The 17,615-nt window shown below is 63.0% G+C and carries 19 protein-coding genes and 1 tRNA gene; 10 read left to right on the forward strand and 10 right to left on the reverse strand.

Annotation, left to right across the window (positions count from 1 at the left end; translation table 11 throughout):
- Positions 1-289: 289 nt before the first annotated feature.
- A complete protein-coding gene (locus ACTJKE_RS20975; RefSeq protein ID WP_058324533.1) occupies positions 290-619 on the forward strand; it encodes a DUF6665 family protein in 330 nt (109 codons plus the stop codon).
- Here the strand turns inward: ACTJKE_RS20975 and ACTJKE_RS20980 are convergent, their stop codons facing one another.
- Together ACTJKE_RS20980 and ACTJKE_RS20985 are read right to left on the reverse strand one after the other, a co-directional pair.
- On the reverse strand, positions 620-1,378 hold the full coding sequence (locus tag ACTJKE_RS20980; protein ID WP_440692292.1) for a hypothetical protein: 759 nt from the start codon (positions 1,376-1,378) through the stop codon (positions 620-622).
- A 184-nt stretch (positions 1,379-1,562) separates the two neighbouring features.
- Positions 1,563-2,117 carry a BA14K family protein gene (locus tag ACTJKE_RS20985; RefSeq protein WP_058326197.1) on the reverse strand — a complete coding sequence of 185 codons (555 nt, stop codon included), beginning with the start codon at positions 2,115-2,117 and terminating at the stop codon, positions 1,563-1,565.
- A 214-nt stretch (positions 2,118-2,331) separates the two neighbouring features.
- On the opposite strand from ACTJKE_RS20985, the gene ACTJKE_RS20990 reads away from it, so the two are divergent.
- The 3 genes from ACTJKE_RS20990 to ACTJKE_RS21000 all read left to right on the forward strand — a co-directional run bounded on the left by ACTJKE_RS20990 (position 2,332) and on the right by ACTJKE_RS21000 (position 5,164).
- Positions 2,332-3,765 (forward strand): phosphomannomutase, encoded by a 1,434-nt coding sequence (locus ACTJKE_RS20990; protein WP_057247839.1) that lies wholly within the window; start codon positions 2,332-2,334, stop codon positions 3,763-3,765.
- A gap of 77 nt (positions 3,766-3,842) precedes the next feature.
- Positions 3,843-3,929: transfer RNA gene (locus ACTJKE_RS20995), tRNA-Leu, on the forward strand.
- A 278-nt stretch (positions 3,930-4,207) separates the two neighbouring features.
- Entirely contained in the window at positions 4,208-5,164 is a 957-nt protein-coding gene (locus ACTJKE_RS21000) for an adenylate/guanylate cyclase domain-containing protein (RefSeq protein ID WP_057248231.1), read from the forward strand.
- A 6-nt stretch (positions 5,165-5,170) separates the two neighbouring features.
- On the opposite strand, the gene ACTJKE_RS21005 is transcribed toward ACTJKE_RS21000, so the two are convergent.
- From ACTJKE_RS21005 to ACTJKE_RS21015, 3 genes are all read right to left on the reverse strand, one after another.
- Entirely contained in the window at positions 5,171-7,162 is a 1,992-nt protein-coding gene (locus tag ACTJKE_RS21005; protein ID WP_113131969.1) for an adenylate/guanylate cyclase domain-containing protein, read from the reverse strand.
- Positions 7,163-7,314: 152 nt separating this feature from the next.
- Positions 7,315-8,355, reverse strand: coding sequence for a hydroxyacid dehydrogenase (locus ACTJKE_RS21010; protein ID WP_440692294.1), 1,041 nt, complete (start codon positions 8,353-8,355; stop codon positions 7,315-7,317).
- 175 nt (positions 8,356-8,530) lie between these two features.
- The gene (locus ACTJKE_RS21015) at positions 8,531-8,842 is read right to left on the reverse strand and encodes a hypothetical protein (RefSeq protein WP_057247842.1); all 312 of its coding nucleotides are present in this window, start codon (positions 8,840-8,842) and stop codon (positions 8,531-8,533) included.
- 108 nt (positions 8,843-8,950) lie between these two features.
- On the opposite strand from ACTJKE_RS21015, the gene ACTJKE_RS21020 reads away from it, so the two are divergent.
- Positions 8,951-9,577 carry a ribonuclease D gene (locus ACTJKE_RS21020; RefSeq protein WP_057248232.1) on the forward strand — a complete coding sequence of 209 codons (627 nt, stop codon included), beginning with the start codon at positions 8,951-8,953 and terminating at the stop codon, positions 9,575-9,577.
- A gap of 35 nt (positions 9,578-9,612) precedes the next feature.
- On the opposite strand, the gene ACTJKE_RS21025 is transcribed toward ACTJKE_RS21020, so the two are convergent.
- Positions 9,613-9,972 (reverse strand): YqaA family protein, encoded by a 360-nt coding sequence (locus ACTJKE_RS21025; protein ID WP_082615689.1) that lies wholly within the window; start codon positions 9,970-9,972, stop codon positions 9,613-9,615.
- 68 nt (positions 9,973-10,040) lie between these two features.
- Entirely contained in the window at positions 10,041-10,322 is a 282-nt protein-coding gene (locus ACTJKE_RS21030) for a SelT/SelW/SelH family protein (protein ID WP_058324536.1), read from the reverse strand.
- 220 nt (positions 10,323-10,542) lie between these two features.
- Between ACTJKE_RS21030 and ACTJKE_RS21035 the strand changes: the two genes are divergently transcribed.
- Positions 10,543-10,998 (forward strand): DoxX family protein, encoded by a 456-nt coding sequence (locus ACTJKE_RS21035; RefSeq protein ID WP_093234329.1) that lies wholly within the window; start codon positions 10,543-10,545, stop codon positions 10,996-10,998.
- 129 nt (positions 10,999-11,127) lie between these two features.
- On the opposite strand, the gene rnk is transcribed toward ACTJKE_RS21035, so the two are convergent.
- Positions 11,128-11,541: a nucleoside diphosphate kinase regulator gene (gene rnk / locus ACTJKE_RS21040; protein ID WP_093234330.1), complete on the reverse strand. Its 414-nt coding sequence runs from the start codon at positions 11,539-11,541 to the stop codon at positions 11,128-11,130.
- Between the two features lie 353 nt (positions 11,542-11,894).
- Here rnk and ACTJKE_RS21045 point away from each other — a divergent pair, with 353 nt between their 5' ends.
- Genes ACTJKE_RS21045 through ACTJKE_RS21060 form a run of 4 tightly spaced genes read left to right on the forward strand, consistent with a single transcriptional unit; the run spans position 11,895 to position 14,232 of the window.
- On the forward strand, positions 11,895-12,650 hold the full coding sequence (locus tag ACTJKE_RS21045; protein ID WP_057247847.1) for a type 1 glutamine amidotransferase: 756 nt from the start codon (positions 11,895-11,897) through the stop codon (positions 12,648-12,650).
- On the forward strand, positions 12,647-13,126 hold the full coding sequence (locus ACTJKE_RS21050; RefSeq protein WP_058324539.1) for a GFA family protein: 480 nt from the start codon (positions 12,647-12,649) through the stop codon (positions 13,124-13,126). Before ACTJKE_RS21045 ends, ACTJKE_RS21050 begins: the two co-directional genes overlap by 4 nt.
- A complete protein-coding gene (locus ACTJKE_RS21055) occupies positions 13,123-13,686 on the forward strand; it encodes a sugar O-acetyltransferase (RefSeq protein ID WP_058326203.1) in 564 nt (187 codons plus the stop codon). The genes ACTJKE_RS21050 and ACTJKE_RS21055 overlap by 4 nt, the downstream gene beginning before the upstream one ends.
- 33 nt (positions 13,687-13,719) lie before the next feature.
- A complete protein-coding gene (locus ACTJKE_RS21060; RefSeq protein WP_058326204.1) occupies positions 13,720-14,232 on the forward strand; it encodes a GNAT family N-acetyltransferase in 513 nt (170 codons plus the stop codon).
- A 77-nt stretch (positions 14,233-14,309) separates the two neighbouring features.
- Here the strand turns inward: ACTJKE_RS21060 and lepA are convergent, their stop codons facing one another.
- Both lepA and ACTJKE_RS21070 read right to left on the reverse strand, forming a co-directional pair.
- A complete protein-coding gene (gene lepA / locus ACTJKE_RS21065) occupies positions 14,310-16,136 on the reverse strand; it encodes a translation elongation factor 4 (protein ID WP_425985965.1) in 1,827 nt (608 codons plus the stop codon).
- Positions 16,137-16,206: 70 nt separating this feature from the next.
- Entirely contained in the window at positions 16,207-17,448 is a 1,242-nt protein-coding gene (locus ACTJKE_RS21070; RefSeq protein ID WP_058326205.1) for an MFS transporter, read from the reverse strand.
- Positions 17,449-17,615 lie beyond the last annotated feature (167 nt).

A 17,615-nucleotide genomic window follows, 5' to 3' on the forward strand; every position in this document is an offset into this window, starting at 1 on the left:
GTCACTTACGGGTTGGCGCCTCATGCGCGTCTACAGCGCCGCGCGCCCTATGAGGCGCGCAAAGGTCGCTGTAGCACTTTGAGTTGCTGCATGTTTCTTAAAGAAACATGCAGGGGTCCAATGGCCGGACAGCCGCGACCAGGCCGCGGATAAGGGAATCGGCATGATCACTGAGGCTAGGTGAAAGAGGTTTATGAAATCTTAACCAAGTTTCGATCGCTGCGGCAGCCGACCGCCCTTGCCTGCGGGCTTCGACAGCGCCATCTTCTGGACTTCTGAGGAGTTTCGGATGAGCGTTCGTCCCCCAAAAGCCCTGAGCCCGACCTTCTCGACCACCGGCGCCTTCAACGTGCTCGAATATGAACTCATGTCCGAGCGGGCCGATGCGCTCGGCCGGCATGGGCTGAAGGTGGAAAAGGCGCTTGCCGCACTGTCGGAACTGAAGGCGGAGGCGGCCCCGGATTTGCGCGAGCGGCTTCTCGATGAAGCAGCCGATGTCGTCTGGGCCTTTTTCATCCAGCGCGAGATCTGCGGGCTGCGTGACAGCCGCGATGCCGTTCGCCGCTACGGCATTCCCAAGGAGGTCATGGCAAGGCTCGGTATCGTGCGGAGGAAATGATCAGAAGCTCTGCGCCGTCAGGCTGTACAGGCCGTTCTCGTCGAAGCGGACCAGGTTTTGCAACTCGGCTTCGCGGCGCTCGGCGACATTTTCCATCTCGTCCTTGAGTTGGAGCGCACGAAGCTGCTCGTTTTGTTCGACCAGCGACTGCTTGTCGGTTCTGCGCGTGGGATCGTTGCGCAAGCTGTCGACTTGGGCTTCCTCGAGCGACCCGGATTCCGTTGTGCTCTTGAGTCGATCCACCGCCTTGGCAGCCTGTGCCTGGCTTTGAGAACTCTTGCCGCTCGTCTCTCCAAGCGCCGCCTTCAGTGTCTCGTTTTCCCGGCCGCCTGGATTTTTGAGTGCCTCAGCCAATTCGGTGAGGGAGAGGCCGAGTTTATCCAGCCCAAGCTGCTCCTCGACCTTGGCGATATCGCTCGGATCCAGATCCTTGATCTGGTTCTCGAGCGTTCTGGCGAAGGCGGCGTCGGATTTGAACGTCTCGCGGTCGAGGTGGAAGAACGCTCCGACTTGGCGAACGAGAGCCGCGCGATTGCTGTTGGGGTCGTTCTGGGTGCGATCGAAGAAGTGCGCGTTGATGTTTTCGTTGGCCGCCTTGCGGGCATCGTCGGACTGGACCTGCGCCTTCAGGACCTTGTCGTCCTTGGTGCCCTTGGCCTTTTCTTCTTCTTCCGCCTGCCGCTTTTCGATGTCCTTGAGGATCGAGCCGACCAGGCTGGTCGTTGCGGTGGCGGTCGATTGCTGGGTCGGAAGCAGCATGTATGATCCCCGGACAGCATCGTGGAGCTTTCCGAAACGGTAGGTCGTCGCGGTTAATGCCGGCTTAACCGACGTTTCCCACAAATTGGGACCGATCGGGCAGACGAAGCCATCTGCTCCGCGATTGCGCACGGAGAAATGCGTGAGGCAGCATCGCCTTTGCGCGGCGGCGCGTCAGTCTCGCCTATCGGTAAGGCGAGTAGCAGACCCTGTAGGCACCACCGTAGCTCAGGAACCGGTTGGTCGCCGGATTGTAGGAGCGGTAGCGCGACATGCACCAGCTCACATGTGAGCCGCCGCGAACATACTGGTCCCGATAATAGTAATTGTTACCGTAGTAGCTATTACCGTAATAGCGGTTTCCGTAGTATCGTCGCGGATAGTAACCGCCATAGTAACGGGGATAGTATCCACCGCCATAGTAGCCGCCGTAGCCGCCGCCATAATAGCCGCCGGAGCCGAAGTAGAAGCTCAGGCCCGAACCACCATAATATGGGCCACCCCATCCTCGCCGGTAGTAAGGCCCTCCTCCCCATCCTGGACCCCATCCGCGACGCCAGCCGTACCCGCCATATCCGCCGTAGCGCCGGTGGTAGTACTGCACATTCTGGATGTCGCCCTGTGCCTTGATCTGGAGATCGGGCGCCTGGATCGGCATTGCCTCGACAGGTCCGATGGGGGTGATCAGGGAGGTGGCGGCCAAGCTGCAGCCGATAACGAAATTGCGAAATCCCGTCATTTTATCCTCACTTTCAGAAGGCCATGCCTTCCGTTTGTGTCCCTGCCTGTATTACGTTTGTTTTTCTTGGTTTATTCATGGCGCCGGACGCTGTGTGTGGTTGCGGGAACCACTGGATTTCCGCCCGTTGCTCTCTTCAGTACGATGCGCCTATCCGTCGGTCGTGTCACTGTGGTTCTTGTCCGGTCCCTTCCCGTCGTCAGCGAGGTACACGATGCAATTGAAGTTTGGCACCAGTGGTTTGCGCGGCCTCTCCGAGGAACTGAAGGGCGAACCCTCCGCCCGCTATGCGACGGCCTTCGCCCGGCATCTTGTGGAGTCCGGGCACAGCAAGCCTGGCGATCCCATCCTCATCGCCCGCGATTTTCGCGATTCAAGCCCGGAGATCGCGGCCGTTTGCGCCGCGGCGCTGTCGCGCGAGGGGCTGCGCGTTTTTGACTGCGGCACGGTGCCGACGCCCGCACTGGCGCTCTACGGCCTCGCCAACGGGGCAGCGGGCTTGATGATCACCGGCTCCCATATTCCGGCCGATCGCAACGGCATCAAGTTTTATCGCCCGGATGGCGAGATCGACAAGGCGGACGAGGTGGCGATCAGCCGCATCGCCGACGGCATTGCAAACCAGATCGCACCGGTCGCCGATGCCGGAACCGGTGAGGACCACGCGGCCAGGGCCGCCGCCCTCTTCATGGAGCGGAACCGGCAATTGCTGGCGGCCGGGGCGCTGTCCGGGCTCAAGGTCGGTGTCTACCAGCATAGCACCGTCGCCCGCGACCTGATCGCCGACCTGCTGACCCACTCTGGTGCCGATGTCGTGGCCCTTGGGCGCTCGGAACACTTCATTCCTGTTGATACCGAGGCGGTTTCGGCGGAGACGATCGAGCGGCTTCAGGATTGGGCGCGCGAACATCGCCTCGATGCGATCGTGTCGGCGGATGGGGACGGCGACCGGCCCCTCGTCGCCGACGAAAATGGGCTGCCCCTGCGTGGTGACCTGCTGGGCCTGATGGCTTGCGGTTTCCTCGGCGCCAGACTTGCGGTCACTCCGGTCACGTCGAATTCCGGCCTTGAGGGCAGGGAAGGGCTTTCCGTCCTGCGCACCCGCGTCGGCTCGCCCTTCGTGATCGCCGGCATGCAGCAGGCGCTGAAAGAGGGTACGCAGAAGGTCGCCGGCTTCGAGGCCAATGGCGGTACGCTGACCGCGAGCCCCTTTGAGATCAATGGCGCAACGCTGGAAGCGCTACCCACCCGGGATAGCTTTCTGCCGATTGTCGCGGCACTGGCCGCGGCGGCTGAGGCCAAGCTTTCGCTTTCCGCGCTCGCCGCTTCCTACCGGTTGCCTGTGGCGCTCAGCGATAGGCTCGAAAATTTCCCTGTGGAAACAAGCGCCCGGCTGATGGCCTATCTGCGCGGAGACGAGGCAAATCTTGCGGAATTCCTGGCGCCGATCGGCGGCGTCGCTGCGGTGAGCGACATCGATGGGCTGAGAGTGACGCTGGATGATGGTCGGATCATCCATTTCCGACCCTCGGGCAATGCGCCGGAGATGCGGTGCTACGTCGAGGCGGAGTCGTCTGAGGCTGCCGAAGCGCTGCTCTCAAGGGGGCTATCCACAATCCGCCGGTGGGCAGAATCCGCTTCGAACTGAGTTTTTTGCAATCCGACACGAAAACTTCAAAAACCCTGTTGACACTTCAGCTCGGGCCTTTTACACCCCAGCCCGTCGCCCAGATGGCGGAATTGGTAGACGCGCCAGCTTCAGGTGCTGGTACTCGCAAGGGTGTGGAGGTTCGAGTCCTCTTCTGGGCACCAAATTCCCAACCAAGTCTTTGATTTGGTTTTGAAAAACCCCGGTTAGCCGGGGTTTTTTCGTTTCTGGCGTTTGCCCGCAAATCGAGGCGATTTCCTGTCGCGCGGCGCGCTCTTTCCGTCGATATGGTTGCGCGTCGCCGTTATTTTCGCGCGACGCGCCTTGAAGCTTTGACCGGCAGCATTGATATTCTATTCGCAACGAAGTGGCGTGCAGACCGCACGAACGCGGCACCATGCAATCGTCCGCCGGGGCGGCGGAACTGAGCGAGGACGAAGCGATGTCCGAGACGCGTCGCAAGCTGACGACTATCCTATCCGCGGATGTTCAAGACTACACCCGACTGATGCGTGCCGACGAGGAGGGCACGCTCGCCACGTTGAAGCGCTATCGCGATGCCATGGGACGGCTCATCGAGGCGCATGAGGGCCGTGTCGTCAACACCTGGGGCGATGGCCTCATCGCGGAGTTTCCGAGCGTCGTCGAAGCCGTGCGCGCGGCGATCGACGTGCAGAACGAGTTGGCCGGTCGCAACGAGAAATGCCCCTCGGACGAGCAGATGCTGTTTCGCATAGGCATCAATCTCGGCGACGTGATCGCCGAGGGCGACGACCTCTATGGTGATGGCGTCAATGTCGCGGCGCGCCTGCAGGCTTCAGCACCCGCCGGTGGCATCGTCATTTCGAATACGGTCTATGACCAGGTGCGCAACAAGGTCGCCGTCGGGTTCGATTTTCTGGGGCCGCTGGAGGTGAAGAACATCGATGGTGGTGTTCCGAGCTACGCCGTGCGCATCGGCACGGCCGATCCCCGCCCGGCAATCGGCATCCAAGGCTTCGGACGTTCCGCTGGTCAAGCGAGCGGGAATGGCGGCCGATCAGGGGCTGAGGCAAAGGGGGGCGGCGGGGCGGTCGCCGCGGCGAAGCGAGGATCTCTTCCCGTGCTCGCCGTCATCGCCGCAGGACTGGTCGTGCTGAACCTCCTCACCTGGAACGGGGTGCTCTGGTCCGTTTGGCCATTGCTCGGGCTCGGCATTTTGTCGGGCCTTGCGTGGCTCAAGGCAAACCCGTGGGTGGATCGCGGCATCGGTGTGCTGGCCCTTTCCGGGCTGGTGCTCCTGACGATCAACGTGCTGACGTGGCATGGAGTGTTCTGGGCCGTCTGGCCGCTGCTCGCCTTTGCTGTCGTCGCCGGTATCCGCTGGGTCACCCGATCGCGCCGCAGTGTTGGTCACTGAGGCCGCCTATACGCTTTCCCCGCCTTGCGTGCCTTCCGGCTTGGTTGCCGGCATGTCTGCGGCTGCCGGCTCTGCGCCCAGCACCTCATAGATCTCCAACGCAGAGGCGCGGCCCTTCGCCTGCGCCGAGCCGAGGGGCCGGAAGCGGATAGCGGTGCCGGCATGGGCGACGACGGCGCCGCTCGCCATGATCGTGGTGTCGTAGTTCTTGTTCATGCCTTCCAGGCGGGAGGCGACGTTCACCGTATCGCCCATCGCCGTATATTGCAGTCGCTCCTTCGCGCCGACATTGCCGACGACGGCGGTGCCGGTATGAATGCCGAAACGGGTGCGGAACTCCGGAAGACCCTTTTGACGCTGCGCCTCGTTGAAGACACGCAAGCGTTCCTCGACCGCCAGCGCGCACCGACAGGCATGTTCTGCGTGCTTTTCGTCCGCCGCCGGTGCGTTCCACATCGCGAACACCGAATCGCCGAGGAACTGGATGATCGTTCCGTCGTGTTCTCCGACGGTCTCGCTGAAGATGTCGAAATACTCCGACAGCATCGCCACTACATCTTCCGGCGGATATTTTTCGCTGAGCGTGGTGAAGTCGTAGATGTCGGTGAAGAGCGCCGTCACCTCCTGTCGCCAGGCGGAGCGTCCGCTGAACTGACCGGACTCGATGCCCTTGCGCACCAGTTCCTTGGGCACATAGAGCGCGAAGGTGAAGATCGCGTCTCGCGCCCGGTTCATGGCCCCGCCGAGCGTGGAGATCTCGCTGACATGCGACGAGACGTCGATGGGCGTCGTGAAGTCGAGATCCTGCAGCCGGTTGGCGCTGGCCGTCAGCTGGTTGAGCCCCTTGGTGATCAAATGCGCAAGCACCAGCGAAGCGAGCACCGCGAGCGCCACGACCGATCCGGAAATCGCCAGCCCTTGCACGAGCGTCTGGTTGGCCTCCGCCATCAACTCGTCCAGCGGCGCCGCCACCACGGCGCGGTTGCCGGAGAGAAGCAGCGCGGATTCGAGCGGCGTCACCATGACGAGATAGGTTCGGTCTCCGACCTCGACGAAGTCGGCCTTGCCGGGCTTAGGCGGATTGAGGCGGATGCTCTGGATCAAGGGATCGCTCTCGGCCTGCACGATCGGGCTATCCTTGTCCTTCGCCGCCATGATGCGTCGCATCATCACCAGGTCCGAGTGGATGATCGGACGCCCGACGGCATCGAGGATGAAGGAGACGGACCCGGCCGTCAGCCGCTCGCGGGCCAGGAAATCGGTGATCGTATCGAGAATGACGTCCGCGCCGATGACGATCTCCGGATTGCCCCGATGCGCTTGCGAGATCGTCATGCCCAGCGTTTCGGTGGTGGCACTTTCATAAGGGCCGGTCGAGACCGCGGCCTTTCCGTTGACCGCCGCGCGATACCACGGCCTGGTCCGCGGGTCGAAGCCGGTAGGTGGCAGCCGCCGCTCGGAAAACTGCGTGCCGTCCTTGTCGAGGAAGAGCACGCGCTGCAGAGACTTGCCGCTCGCATCCTTTTCCATCGAGCGCACGGCCATGGCAGCACCACGTGGCGCGTCCAGCGCCATGCGCCAGGCGACCTGCTTGAGATCGACCACCTGAAAGAAAGCACCGTTGGGATAGCCGACATAGACCCCGTCAATATGCGGCGAGCGGGTGATGCCCTCGCGCAGCACCGCCACCTTGTCGTTCATGCGCTCCGGCGGCGGCACGAGGAAGGAGTTGGCGACCGAGGAAACGAGGTTGACGAGGGCCGAGGTATCGCCCGAGAGCACGCCCAGTCGATCCACGAGGCGGTTCATGAAGCCGCGCATATTGGCCTCGGCGTCGGCGATCGCGGCGTTGCGCGAGCGATGATAATCGAGCCCGACGAGTGTGGCCGAGACGACAATCAGCATGGTGACGATGACCAGGCTGAACAGCGACCGCAGCGAGCTGTTCCAGCCATCGCGTGTTCTGCCTTGTCGAGCACCGGACGCCGTGTCTGCCATTGCGGTTCTCTGCTTCCGTACCGATCAACTGGCGACGACCTTAGCGTGCAAGGATGGTCGCATGTGCAAGGAAAGTTAAATGCGATTCCCATAAAACACGTTAACCGGCGGGATGCACGCCCCGCCGACACCCGCCTCAAAAAATCGCTGGGTCAGTTCGCCGTCACCGGTTTCGAGCGCATGCGCGCGACGGTTTCCCGCTCGGCCCGCTTGCAGCGCATCGGCGGCAGGTTGCGGTCCATCAGATCCATGTCCTCGAGCACCATGTCGCCCATCTTCTTGAAGGCGCTGTCGAGCGCGCCGGCGCGGTGGGCGGAGCGCAGGAAACCTGGCAGGCGGCGAACCGGATGATCGAGCGGTAGCGGCTCTTCCGGAAAGACGTCGCTGGCCGCCACGATATGGCCGCGTGCGACCGCCGCCATCAGCGCATCGAAATCAACGACGCCGGCGCGGCTCAAGAGGATGAAGGCAGCGCCAGGGCGCATGCGGGCAAAGGCCTTTTCGCCGAGGAAGCCTTCGTTCTCGCTGGTGACCGATGCGACGACGAAGACGAAGTCGCTGTCGCCGAGGACCGTATCGAGCGATGCCGGCTCGACGCCGTTGTCCCTCAGGATCGAGGCAGGCATCCAGGGATCGAAGACGCGGATCCTGGCGCGGAAACCGGAGAGCACGCGGTTCAGCGCCTTGCCGAGATCGCCGAAGCCGATGATGCCGATGTCGGCGCCGGCGAGAAGCCGCGCCGATCGGTTGCCGTCGCCGCCCCACAGTTCACGGCCTTCGCGGAAGGCAAGGTCGGCGTCGACGATGCCGCGGGCGATGTTGAGCGCCATGGCAAGGCCGAGTTCGGCGACCGGTTCGGCAAAGACCTGACCGGTGGTCACCACATGGATGCCGCGCGCAAACAGCACCTCGTAGGGCATGTTGTTGATCAGGTTGCTCTCGACATTGAGGATCGCCCGGAGTTGTCCCATGCGCTGGAGCGTTGCATGATCGAGCGGCGGCTGGCCGATGATGTAGCGCGCTTCGGACAGGATATCGTCGTCGAGCCCGGCGATATCGTCCGGGTCGGCTTCGACGATCCGGTAACGCTGGTGCAGGTCCTTCAGCGCCTGCGGCGTGAAGATCAGGTCAAGCGTGCGTGGAGCGGGCGCGCTGATGGCAAGCGGCCGATTGTTGGCCATAATATCGGGCATGGTTCCTCCCACTGCATGTTTCCTTTGATCGTAACCGATTCAAGGATGAAAACATGCAGCAATTCAAAGTGCTGTAGGCGGAGGCAGTCCCGCTTCCGTACCGTCAGGCTAAGCGGCGTGGTCGTCGAGGAGGCAAGCTTGCGAGCAACGCGACGGGCGCCGAGGCACGCCTGCTTCAATAGCCGAGGCCGCGTTTCTGGCGATAGAGCGACGGCGGCAGGTCGCTGCCCTGGAAGACCGGTCCATCACCGCGGCGGCAATTGTAGATCGTGTCGTAGACGGGGCCGCCGCGGGCCGTCGATTCGAACGGATAGTTGCGGTCGACGAAGGTCTGTTCGCAGACGGTATGGTCTCCGCCGCCATTCAGCGGATCCATCTGGCGCACGCCGGGCAGGTCCCGGTAGGTCTGTGCCGTTGCCGGGACGATGGAGAGCCCCAAAGTCAGCGCGAGGGCCGAAAGGGCGAGAGCGGAGCGAAAAGACGTCATTGTCAGGACTTTCGAACGGGCGACCGTCTGGCGGGATACGGTAACGGTATCGCCGGCGCCAAACTTGCGCTATAGGCCACACCACTTCGTTTGATCTGGGGATTTTCGATGGCGAATGCAATACGGGTCCATGAAGGCGACATTTCCGCAGCCGATGCTGCGCGCTATACCGGTGCGATCGCCATCGACACTGAAACGCTTGGTCTCATCCCCCGCCGTGACCGTCTCTGTGTCGTACAGCTTTCGCCGGGCGACGGCACCGCCGACGTCATCCGCATCGCCGCCGGCCAGAGGCAAGCGCCGAACCTCGTCGCCATGCTCGCCGATCCGGCCCGCCAGAAGATTTTCCACTTCGGCCGCTTCGATATCGCCGTGCTCTTCCACACGTTCGGAGTGACGACGACGCCGGTTTTCTGCACCAAGATCGCCTCGCGGCTGACCCGGACCTATACCGACCGCCACGGCCTCAAGGACAATCTCAAGGAAATGCTCGACGTCGACATTTCCAAGCAGCAGCAGTCGTCCGATTGGGCGGCGGACATCCTCTCGCCGGCGCAGCTCGAATATGCGGCTTCCGATGTACTGCACCTGCATGCGCTGCGCGACAAGCTGACGGCCCGCCTGCTTCGCGACGGCCGCATGGAGCATGCCGACGCCTGCTTTGCCTTCCTGCCTACGCGCTCCAAGCTTGATCTGCTGGGCTGGGACGAGACGGATATCTTCGCTCACAGCTGAGCCGTGATCGCAACGTCTGATCGCTTTGCTTGGCGTCAGGGCGTCAGGTACAGGACGACGGCATAACGTGCCGCCTTGCCGATGGCGACGAACAGCAGGAATAGCGGCAGCTTCATGCGCAACAGGCCGGCGACCAGCGTCAGCGGGTCGCCGATGACGGGCAGCCAGGAAAGCAGCAGCACCGGCTGGCCGTAGCGGGCAAAGAGCGCCTCCGCCTTCTGTCGGCTTGCCGGAGAAACCGGAAACCAGCGTCGACCTTCGAAGCGGATCAGGAAGCGCCCCAGCGCGAAGTTGACGACGGCGCCGAGCACGTTGCCGAGCGTTGCCGCAACGAACAGGGCAGGGCGGCTTGTTTCTCCATGCAAGGCGGCGGCAACGACTGCAGCCTCCGACATGCCAAAGAGCAGCGTCGCCGACAGGAACGCAGCGGAAAAGACGCCGGCAAGAATTCCGAAATCCAGGATCAGCTCCTGTCCGTATGGCCGAGATCGCGCTCCGGCTCGATGATGTCGCGGATGCGCTGTTTCAGTTCCTTGGGACCGGGGAAGCCGCCGTCGCGCTTGCGTTCCCAGACGAGCGCGTCATCGACGCGGATCTCGAAATTGCCGCCGGTGCCGGGAATGAGCGCCACTTCGCCGAGCGATTGCCCGAAGGTCTGCAGCAGTTCCTGTGCCATCCAGCCGGCGCGCAGCAGCCAGTTGCATTGGGTGCAATAGAGGATGGTGATACGCGGTTTCGGATCCATCGGCCTGGTCTCGGACGTGTGTCGGGGCGGCGACCATACCGGCGGCGCCAGGTGGAAACAACTGCGTCGCTCCGCCTCAGATGCTCACGTCCTGCTCACATAATTGTCAACAAATCTAGTCATGTTTTTATCGGGGGATAGCTTGCTTTGCGCTGCCGTCGCGGCGAGACAATGCGGCATTGCACAAATTGTCGCACCCCAACCGCCGGAGAGGCCATTCATGACCGACGTCACCGCTTCCAGTTCCCGCCCGCGTACCATCCTGCCGGCTCTGGAAAAAATTTATCTGCCGCTGGATACATCAGCCGAGACGCTGCTGCGTGTTCTGGCGGGTGCCCTGCTCGCGGTCCACGGCTTCGGCAAGATCACCGATCCCTTCGGCGCGATCGGCATGGTTGAAGGCCTCGGCTTCTATCCGGGTGTCTTCTGGTCGCCGCTTCTTTCCGCCACCGAATTCTTCGGCGGCATCCTGATCGCGATCGGCCTGCTGACGCGCCCGGCTGCTTTCGCCGGCATGATCGTTCTGCTCGTCACCGTCTACTTCCACGGCATCGTGCAGGGCGAGGGTCTCTTCGGCGCGGAGAAATCCATCCTCTGGGCGGCGATCCTGTTCTTCTTCGCCATCCGTGGCGCCAACAGCCAGTCGGTCGACGCAAAGCTCGGCAAGCAGTTCTGATTGATCGAACGATGACCAGGGAAACGGGGAGGCGGTGAAGACCGGCCTCCCCCTTTTCGTTTGGCGACACGTAGTGCCCATGCCGCCGGCCTGCCTTCAGGGAATACGCAATTCCGGATGGAAACCGTTTCACACTTTTCCTGGAATTGCTTGGGGCGTCACGCTGCGAATGGTCATGCGGTGGACCTTGCCCGACCGATCCTGCCAGTCGATCGACTGACCGACGGAAAGGCCGATCAAGGCCGCTCCAACAGGTGTCAGCACCGAGATGCGTCCGGCCTCGATGTCGGCCTCGCCGGGATAGACGAGCGTCACCCGCTTGGCAAAGCCGTTATCCGCCTCGAAGGCAACGGTGGAGCCCATCTGCACGCTGTCGGCAGGCAGCGCCTCCGGTGCGCCGATGCGGGCGCGGTCGAGCTCGCAGAGCAGCGCTTCGGCCACGTCGGGCACGCGGTCGAGCGCGGAGGACGCCAGCGCCGTCAGCCGCTTGTGATCCTCGGCATTGACGATGATGGGGGGAAGTTTCTTGCGGGATGCCGCCATGATGTGACCTGCCGTGTTCGGCCTTGGCGCCCACGGGCGCACTCGGAATCAATTTTCTGGGATTTCGGCGCTCGTTCAGCCGCGTCTAAAATTTCTTCTGCCGACGCGAAAGGCTCCCCTTACCCGGAGAGCGCAAGCATCCGGGCTGGGGTCAGGTTCCTGCGATCGGGCACACCCGGAAGCAGTGATAGGAAGAAATCGTCGACATCATGATGCCCCAAAGGTCGGAAAGTTTGACCGGGAAGTCAAGGCCCGTGGCGGAAGCGCAAAGCGCAGGGCGGATCATCGCGCCTCTTGAACAGCGGCCACGCTCGTGTTCAATCTCGGTTCGCGACGGCGAAGGGAAGGTGACGATGCGGGTATTGGTGGTTGAAAACATGGCGAAGACCGAGCTCGGCCAGGTGGGCACGGCGCTTCGCGAGGTCAAGGCGCAGATCGAGATCCACCGCGCCTATCTGGGCGAAACCGTTCCTGCAACGCCCGAAGGTTATGATGCGCTCGTCGTCCTTGGCGGCGAGCAGAGCGCGCTTGACGATGCCACCTATCCCTATTTGCCTGAACTCGCCGCACTGATGCGCGCCTTCGGGGACAGCGGACGCTCCGTGCTTGGCATCTGCCTCGGAAGCCAGCTTCTTGCGCGCGCCTATGGCGGGGAAAATCTGCTGGGCGCCGCCAAAGAGTTCGGCTGGTGCCAGATCCAGGTGCGCGGCGAAGGCGCTGAGGACCCGGTGCTGTCCAGCGTCGGTGAGAGCTTCCCGATCTTCCAATGGCACGGCGATACCTTCACCCTGCCCGAGGGCGCCGTGCATCTCGCCGAAAACGCCGTCACCACCCATCAGGCCTTCCGCATCGGCCGCGCCGCCTATGGCACCCAATTTCATTTCGAGGCGGACACCCATCTCGTCGAGGACTGGAACCGTGCGTTCCCGGATACGATCAACCGGCTCGATCCCACCTGGCTTGCCCGCTATCGTGAGCACGCCGCCCGCCATGGCCGGGAAGCCGATGCTGCCGGCCTGACGCTGGCGCGCGCCTGGGTGGCGACGATCGGTCGGCGTGTGGGCGCCGCCGCGATCGCGGATCCGGTATTGGAGGAGATGGACAGATGAGCGAGACACTAAACGGCGGTTGCTTCTGCGGCAGGATCCGATACCGGCTGAAGGCCGCGCCGATGTTCGTCAATTGCTGCCATTGCAGCGATTGCCAGCGCCAGGTCGGCAGCGCTTTCGTTGTCAACGGCGTTATCGAGCGCGAAAATATCGAGCTCACCGAGGGCGAGCCCGTCATGGTGACGCTCCCCACCGACAGTGGCCGCCCGCACGACGTTTATCGCTGCGCCGAATGCCAGACGGCGCTCTGGAGCGACTATGGCCGGCGCGGCTGGCTCTCCTTCCTCCGCATCGCGAGCCTCGACCGTCCCTCGGACTTCTCGCCGGATGCGCACATTTTCACTCGCTCCAAGGTGGAGTGGCTGTCGCTCGAAGGCGGCGCTCCAGCCTTCGAGATCTATTACGACATGAAGACGATGTGGCCGGCCGAAAGCCTGGCCCGGCGCGAAGCGGCGGAAGCAAAGGCAAGAGCATGACCGCCAGCGAACGCGACAAGATGGCCGCAGGTGAATGGTACTCGTGCCTCGATGCCGAGCTCGATGCGCTTCGGCTGACGGCACGCGAAGCGGTCCACCAGCACAACACCATGTCACCGGCCGCGCGCGGAAGCATGGCGCCGGCTTTGCGTGCACTGTTCGGTGCGGTTGCCGATGACGTCTTCATCGAAGCACCGTTCCATTGCTCCTACGGCATCAACACAAGTCTCGGCGCCCGCGTCTATCTCAACGCCGGCTGCACGATCCTCGACAGCGGTCGGGTGAAGATCGGCGAGGGCACGATGCTGGGACCGAGCGTGCAGATCTATTGTGCCGAGCACCACAAGGACGCGGATCTGCGTGGCCAGGGCCTCGAAGTCGCCCGCCCGGTGACGATCGGCGCGGATGTCTGGATCGGCGGCGGCGCCATCATCCTGGGCGGTGTGACCATCGGCGATGGTGCGATTGTCGGCGCCGGCGCGGTGGTGACGAAGGATGTGCCCGCCGGCGCCGTGGTCGCCGGAAACCCGGCACGCCTGCTGCCGCGTGCAGCGAACTGAATTCTTTAGACCTTTTCAAGGAGTGTTTTTCTTATGGTCGATGCGACGAAAACGATCCACGTGCGCCCGGCGCGGCCCGACGATGCACCAGCACTCTGCGCCTTCCTCAACGAGATCATCCGGATCGGCGGCACTACGGCCCATCAGACGCCGTTCACGCCCGAAAGCTTTGCAGAACACTATCTCGCCGGTCCTGGCTTCGTCAGTTGCTTCGTTGCGGAGGATGAGAATGGCGAGCCTTGCGCTTTCCAGGGGCTGGAGCGCTCGGACGGAATACCCAAGGATTGGGCCGATATCGGCACCTTCTCCCGCCCCGGCAACAAGGTCAAAGGCGCCGGCACGGCGCTTTTCGAGGCCACCCGCGACCACGCCCGTTCCATCGGCTTCAAGGCGCTCAACGCCACCATCCGCGCCGACAACGTGGGCGGCCTCACCTATTACGGCAGGATGGGCTTCACAGACTACAAGATTGATAAGGCGGTGCCGCTGAGTGACGGGCGGCTGGTGGATCGGATTTCGAAGCGGTATTTGCTCGACGCGGACTGACGCGCGTCTTAGTGGCAAACCAAAAAGGGCGACCCGAGGCCGCCCTTTTCAAACGTAGAAGCATGCGGTTCTGCCGCTTACTCGTCGCCCATCTTGAGTGCGGCGATGAACGCTTCCTGCGGGATCTCCACCTTGCCGAACTGGCGCATGCGCTTCTTGCCGGCCTTCTGCTTTTCCAGCAGCTTGCGCTTGCGGGTGGCGTCGCCGCCGTAGCACTTGGCCGTCACGTCCTTGCGCAGCGCCGAGATGGTTTCGCGAGCGATGACGTTGCCGCCGATTGCCGCCTGGATCGGGATCTTGAACATGTGCTTCGGGATCAGCTCCTTGAGCTTCTCGCACATTTCGCGACCGCGCTTTTCCGCTGCCATCCGGTGCACCATCATCGACAGCGCGTCGACCGGCTCGCCGTTGACGAGGATCGACATCTTCACAAGGTTGCCTTCCTTGTGATCGGTGATCTGGTAGTCGAACGAGGCATAACCCTTGGAGATCGACTTCAGGCGGTCGTAGAAGTCGAACACGACTTCGTTGAGCGGTAGGTCGTAGGTCAACATCGCACGGGTGCCGACATAGGTCAGCTCGATCTGGATGCCGCGCCGGTCCTGGCAGAGCTTGAGGATGCCGCCGAGATAGTCGTCGGGCGTCAGGATCGTCGCGCGGATCCACGGCTCGTGGATTTCGGCGATCTTGACAACATCGGGCATGTCGGCAGGGTTGTGCAGTTCGCGCTCCGAGCCGTCGGTCATGAACAGCTTGTAGACGACCGAGGGGGCTGTGGCGATCAGGTCGAGGTCGAACTCGCGCTCCAGACGCTCCTGGATGATTTCCAGGTGCAAGAGGCCGAGGAAGCCGCAGCGGAAGCCGAAGCCGAGCGCTGCTGAGGATTCCATTTCGAACGAGAACGACGCGTCGTTGAGGCGCAGCTTGCCCATCGCCGAGCGCAGGTCTTCGAAGTCGGCGGCATCGACGGGGAAGAGGCCGCAGAACACCACCGGCTGCGCCGGCTTGAAGCCCGGCAGCGCCTTGGCGGTCGGGCGCTTGTCCTCGGTGATGGTGTCGCCGACGCGGGTGTCGGCTACTTCCTTGATCGAAGCGGTGATGAAGCCGATCTCGCCCGGGCCAAGCGCATCCATCGCGACCATCTTCGGCGTCAGCACGCCGACGCGTTCGATCGTGTACTTGGCGTCGGTGCCCATCATGCGGATGGTCATGCCCTTCTTGAGCGTGCCGTCGATGATGCGCACGAGAACCATGACGCCGAGATAGGTGTCGTACCAGCTGTCGACGAGCAGCGCCTTCAAGGGGGCCGCATCGCCGCCGTCGCTCTTCGGCGCCGGCAGCTTGGTGACGATCGCTTCGAGCACGTCGGGAATGCCGAGGCCGGTCTTGGCCGAAATCAGCACCGCGTCCGAGGCGTCGATGCCGATCACTTCCTCGATCTGTTCCTTGATGCGGTCCGGTTCGGCCGCCGGCAGGTCGATTTTGTTGAGCACGGTGACGAGCTCGTGGTTGTTGTCGATCGCCTGGTAGACGTTGGCGAGCGTCTGGGCTTCGACGCCCTGCGAAGCGTCAACGACGAGCAGCGAGCCTTCGCAGGCAGACAGCGAGCGCGAGACTTCATAGGCGAAGTCGACGTGGCCGGGCGTGTCGATGAGGTTGAGCACATAGGTTTCGCCATCATTGGCCTTGTAGTGCAGACGCACCGTCTGGGCCTTGATGGTGATGCCGCGCTCGCGCTCGATATCCATGCTGTCGAGCACCTGCTCGGACATTTCCCGCTCGGCGAGACCGCCGGTGGACTGGATCAGCCGGTCGGCAAGCGTCGACTTGCCGTGGTCGATGTGGGCCACGATCGAGAAGTTGCGGATATGCGAAAGGGGCGTCTTCGAAGATGTTGTGCTCATGGGCCGCATATAGCAGTGCCTTCAACCGCCGCAAAGCGGGAAATGAAGGCTTCGTTCACTATAAATCCGGCTATTCGGCGCTCGCTTCCGCATCGACGAGCGCGCCGGCATTCGGCACCTGTGCGCTCCTGATCTCGAAGCTTTCGCGCTCGGCTGCTGGCACCTCGTCGCGTTTCCTCAGCCGCATGAGCACGAAGAGCGCATAAAGTGCTGCGACCGCCATCGCCGCATAGATGAAAGTGCGCTGCCCGAACACCGGTGTCAGCAGTGTCACCAGCATCGGCACGACGGTCGCGGCGATCGACCAGGCGACCAGCATCGTACTGGCGAGCGGCACAAAATCGGCGGGGTCCGTGCGGTCGTTGGCGTGCGCATTGGCGATCGAATAGACGGTCTCGACCGCGCCGGCAAAAAGCGCGAAGACCAGCATCAAGAGGATCAGATTGCTGAAGGAGGCCGAGAGCGCGAAGAAACCGGCGGCGAGGATCAAGAGGCAGGTGCCGATCAGCACCAGGCGCCGGTCGATCCGGTCAGACAGCGTGCCCATCGGATACTGGATGGCGATGAGCCCAAACTGCATCACGAACATCAGGTTGGCGACGTCGCCCTGGCTGACATTGTTGGCGGCCGCATAGATCGGCGTGAAGCCCTGCACCACCATGGAGAGGCCGCCGGCGGCGAGCACGCCGATGAAGGCGACGGGGGAATTGCGCCAGACCATCGGGATATCGATGCTGACCTTGGCCGGAGCCGGCGGCGTCGGCAGCCGTGTGAGCCCGATCGGCAAGAGCGCAAGGGCGGTGAAAAAGATGGTCACGAGTGGCGGCAGGTTGCCATCGGCCGGGATCTGCCCGAACAGCCAGGCGCCGGTGCCGAGCCCGATGACATAGGCCATGTAGAACAGCGCCATCGCCTTGCCGCGCCAGTGGTTCTCGCTCGCATGGTTGAGCCAGCTCTGGGCGATAATGAAGTTGGTGTTGCCGGATGCGCCATAAAGGCCGCGGGCGAGTACCCAGAGAAGCGGGTGCATGCCGAGCGCGATCGTCAGTGCCGAGAGGATGACAAGCGCCATCGAGCAGGAGAAGGCGCGCGCATGGCCGACGCGGCGGATCATCGGCCCCGCGATGACGCAGCCGATGAGCCCGCCAAAGGCAATCATCGTCACGGCAGCGCCCGGCACCCAGTCCGGTGCGTCCGAGCGCGTCAACGCAAACGGCACATAGGCGAGCATCATGCCGTTGCCGATCGCGACCGAAGTCATCGAGGCAACGATACTGGCGATCGAGGTCAGCGAAGAGGGCTGCGTTGTCATGTCCAACCTGTCGATGGAAGGCCGCGCCTTCGGGCGCGCTGGCGTGATGGATGAGGACTAACTAAAGTATTGAAGTGTAAGCTTTTCTCGTTTCTGCTCACGAAGCTGCCATGATAGCCGAAAGGCCGTCGATGCGCTGTCGCCAAAGCGGCATCGCATGCCCGTAT

The sequence above is a fragment of the Ensifer sp. 22521 genome (assembly GCF_052044795.1).
In the GTDB taxonomy this organism is placed as follows: Bacteria; Pseudomonadota; Alphaproteobacteria; order Rhizobiales; family Rhizobiaceae; genus Ensifer.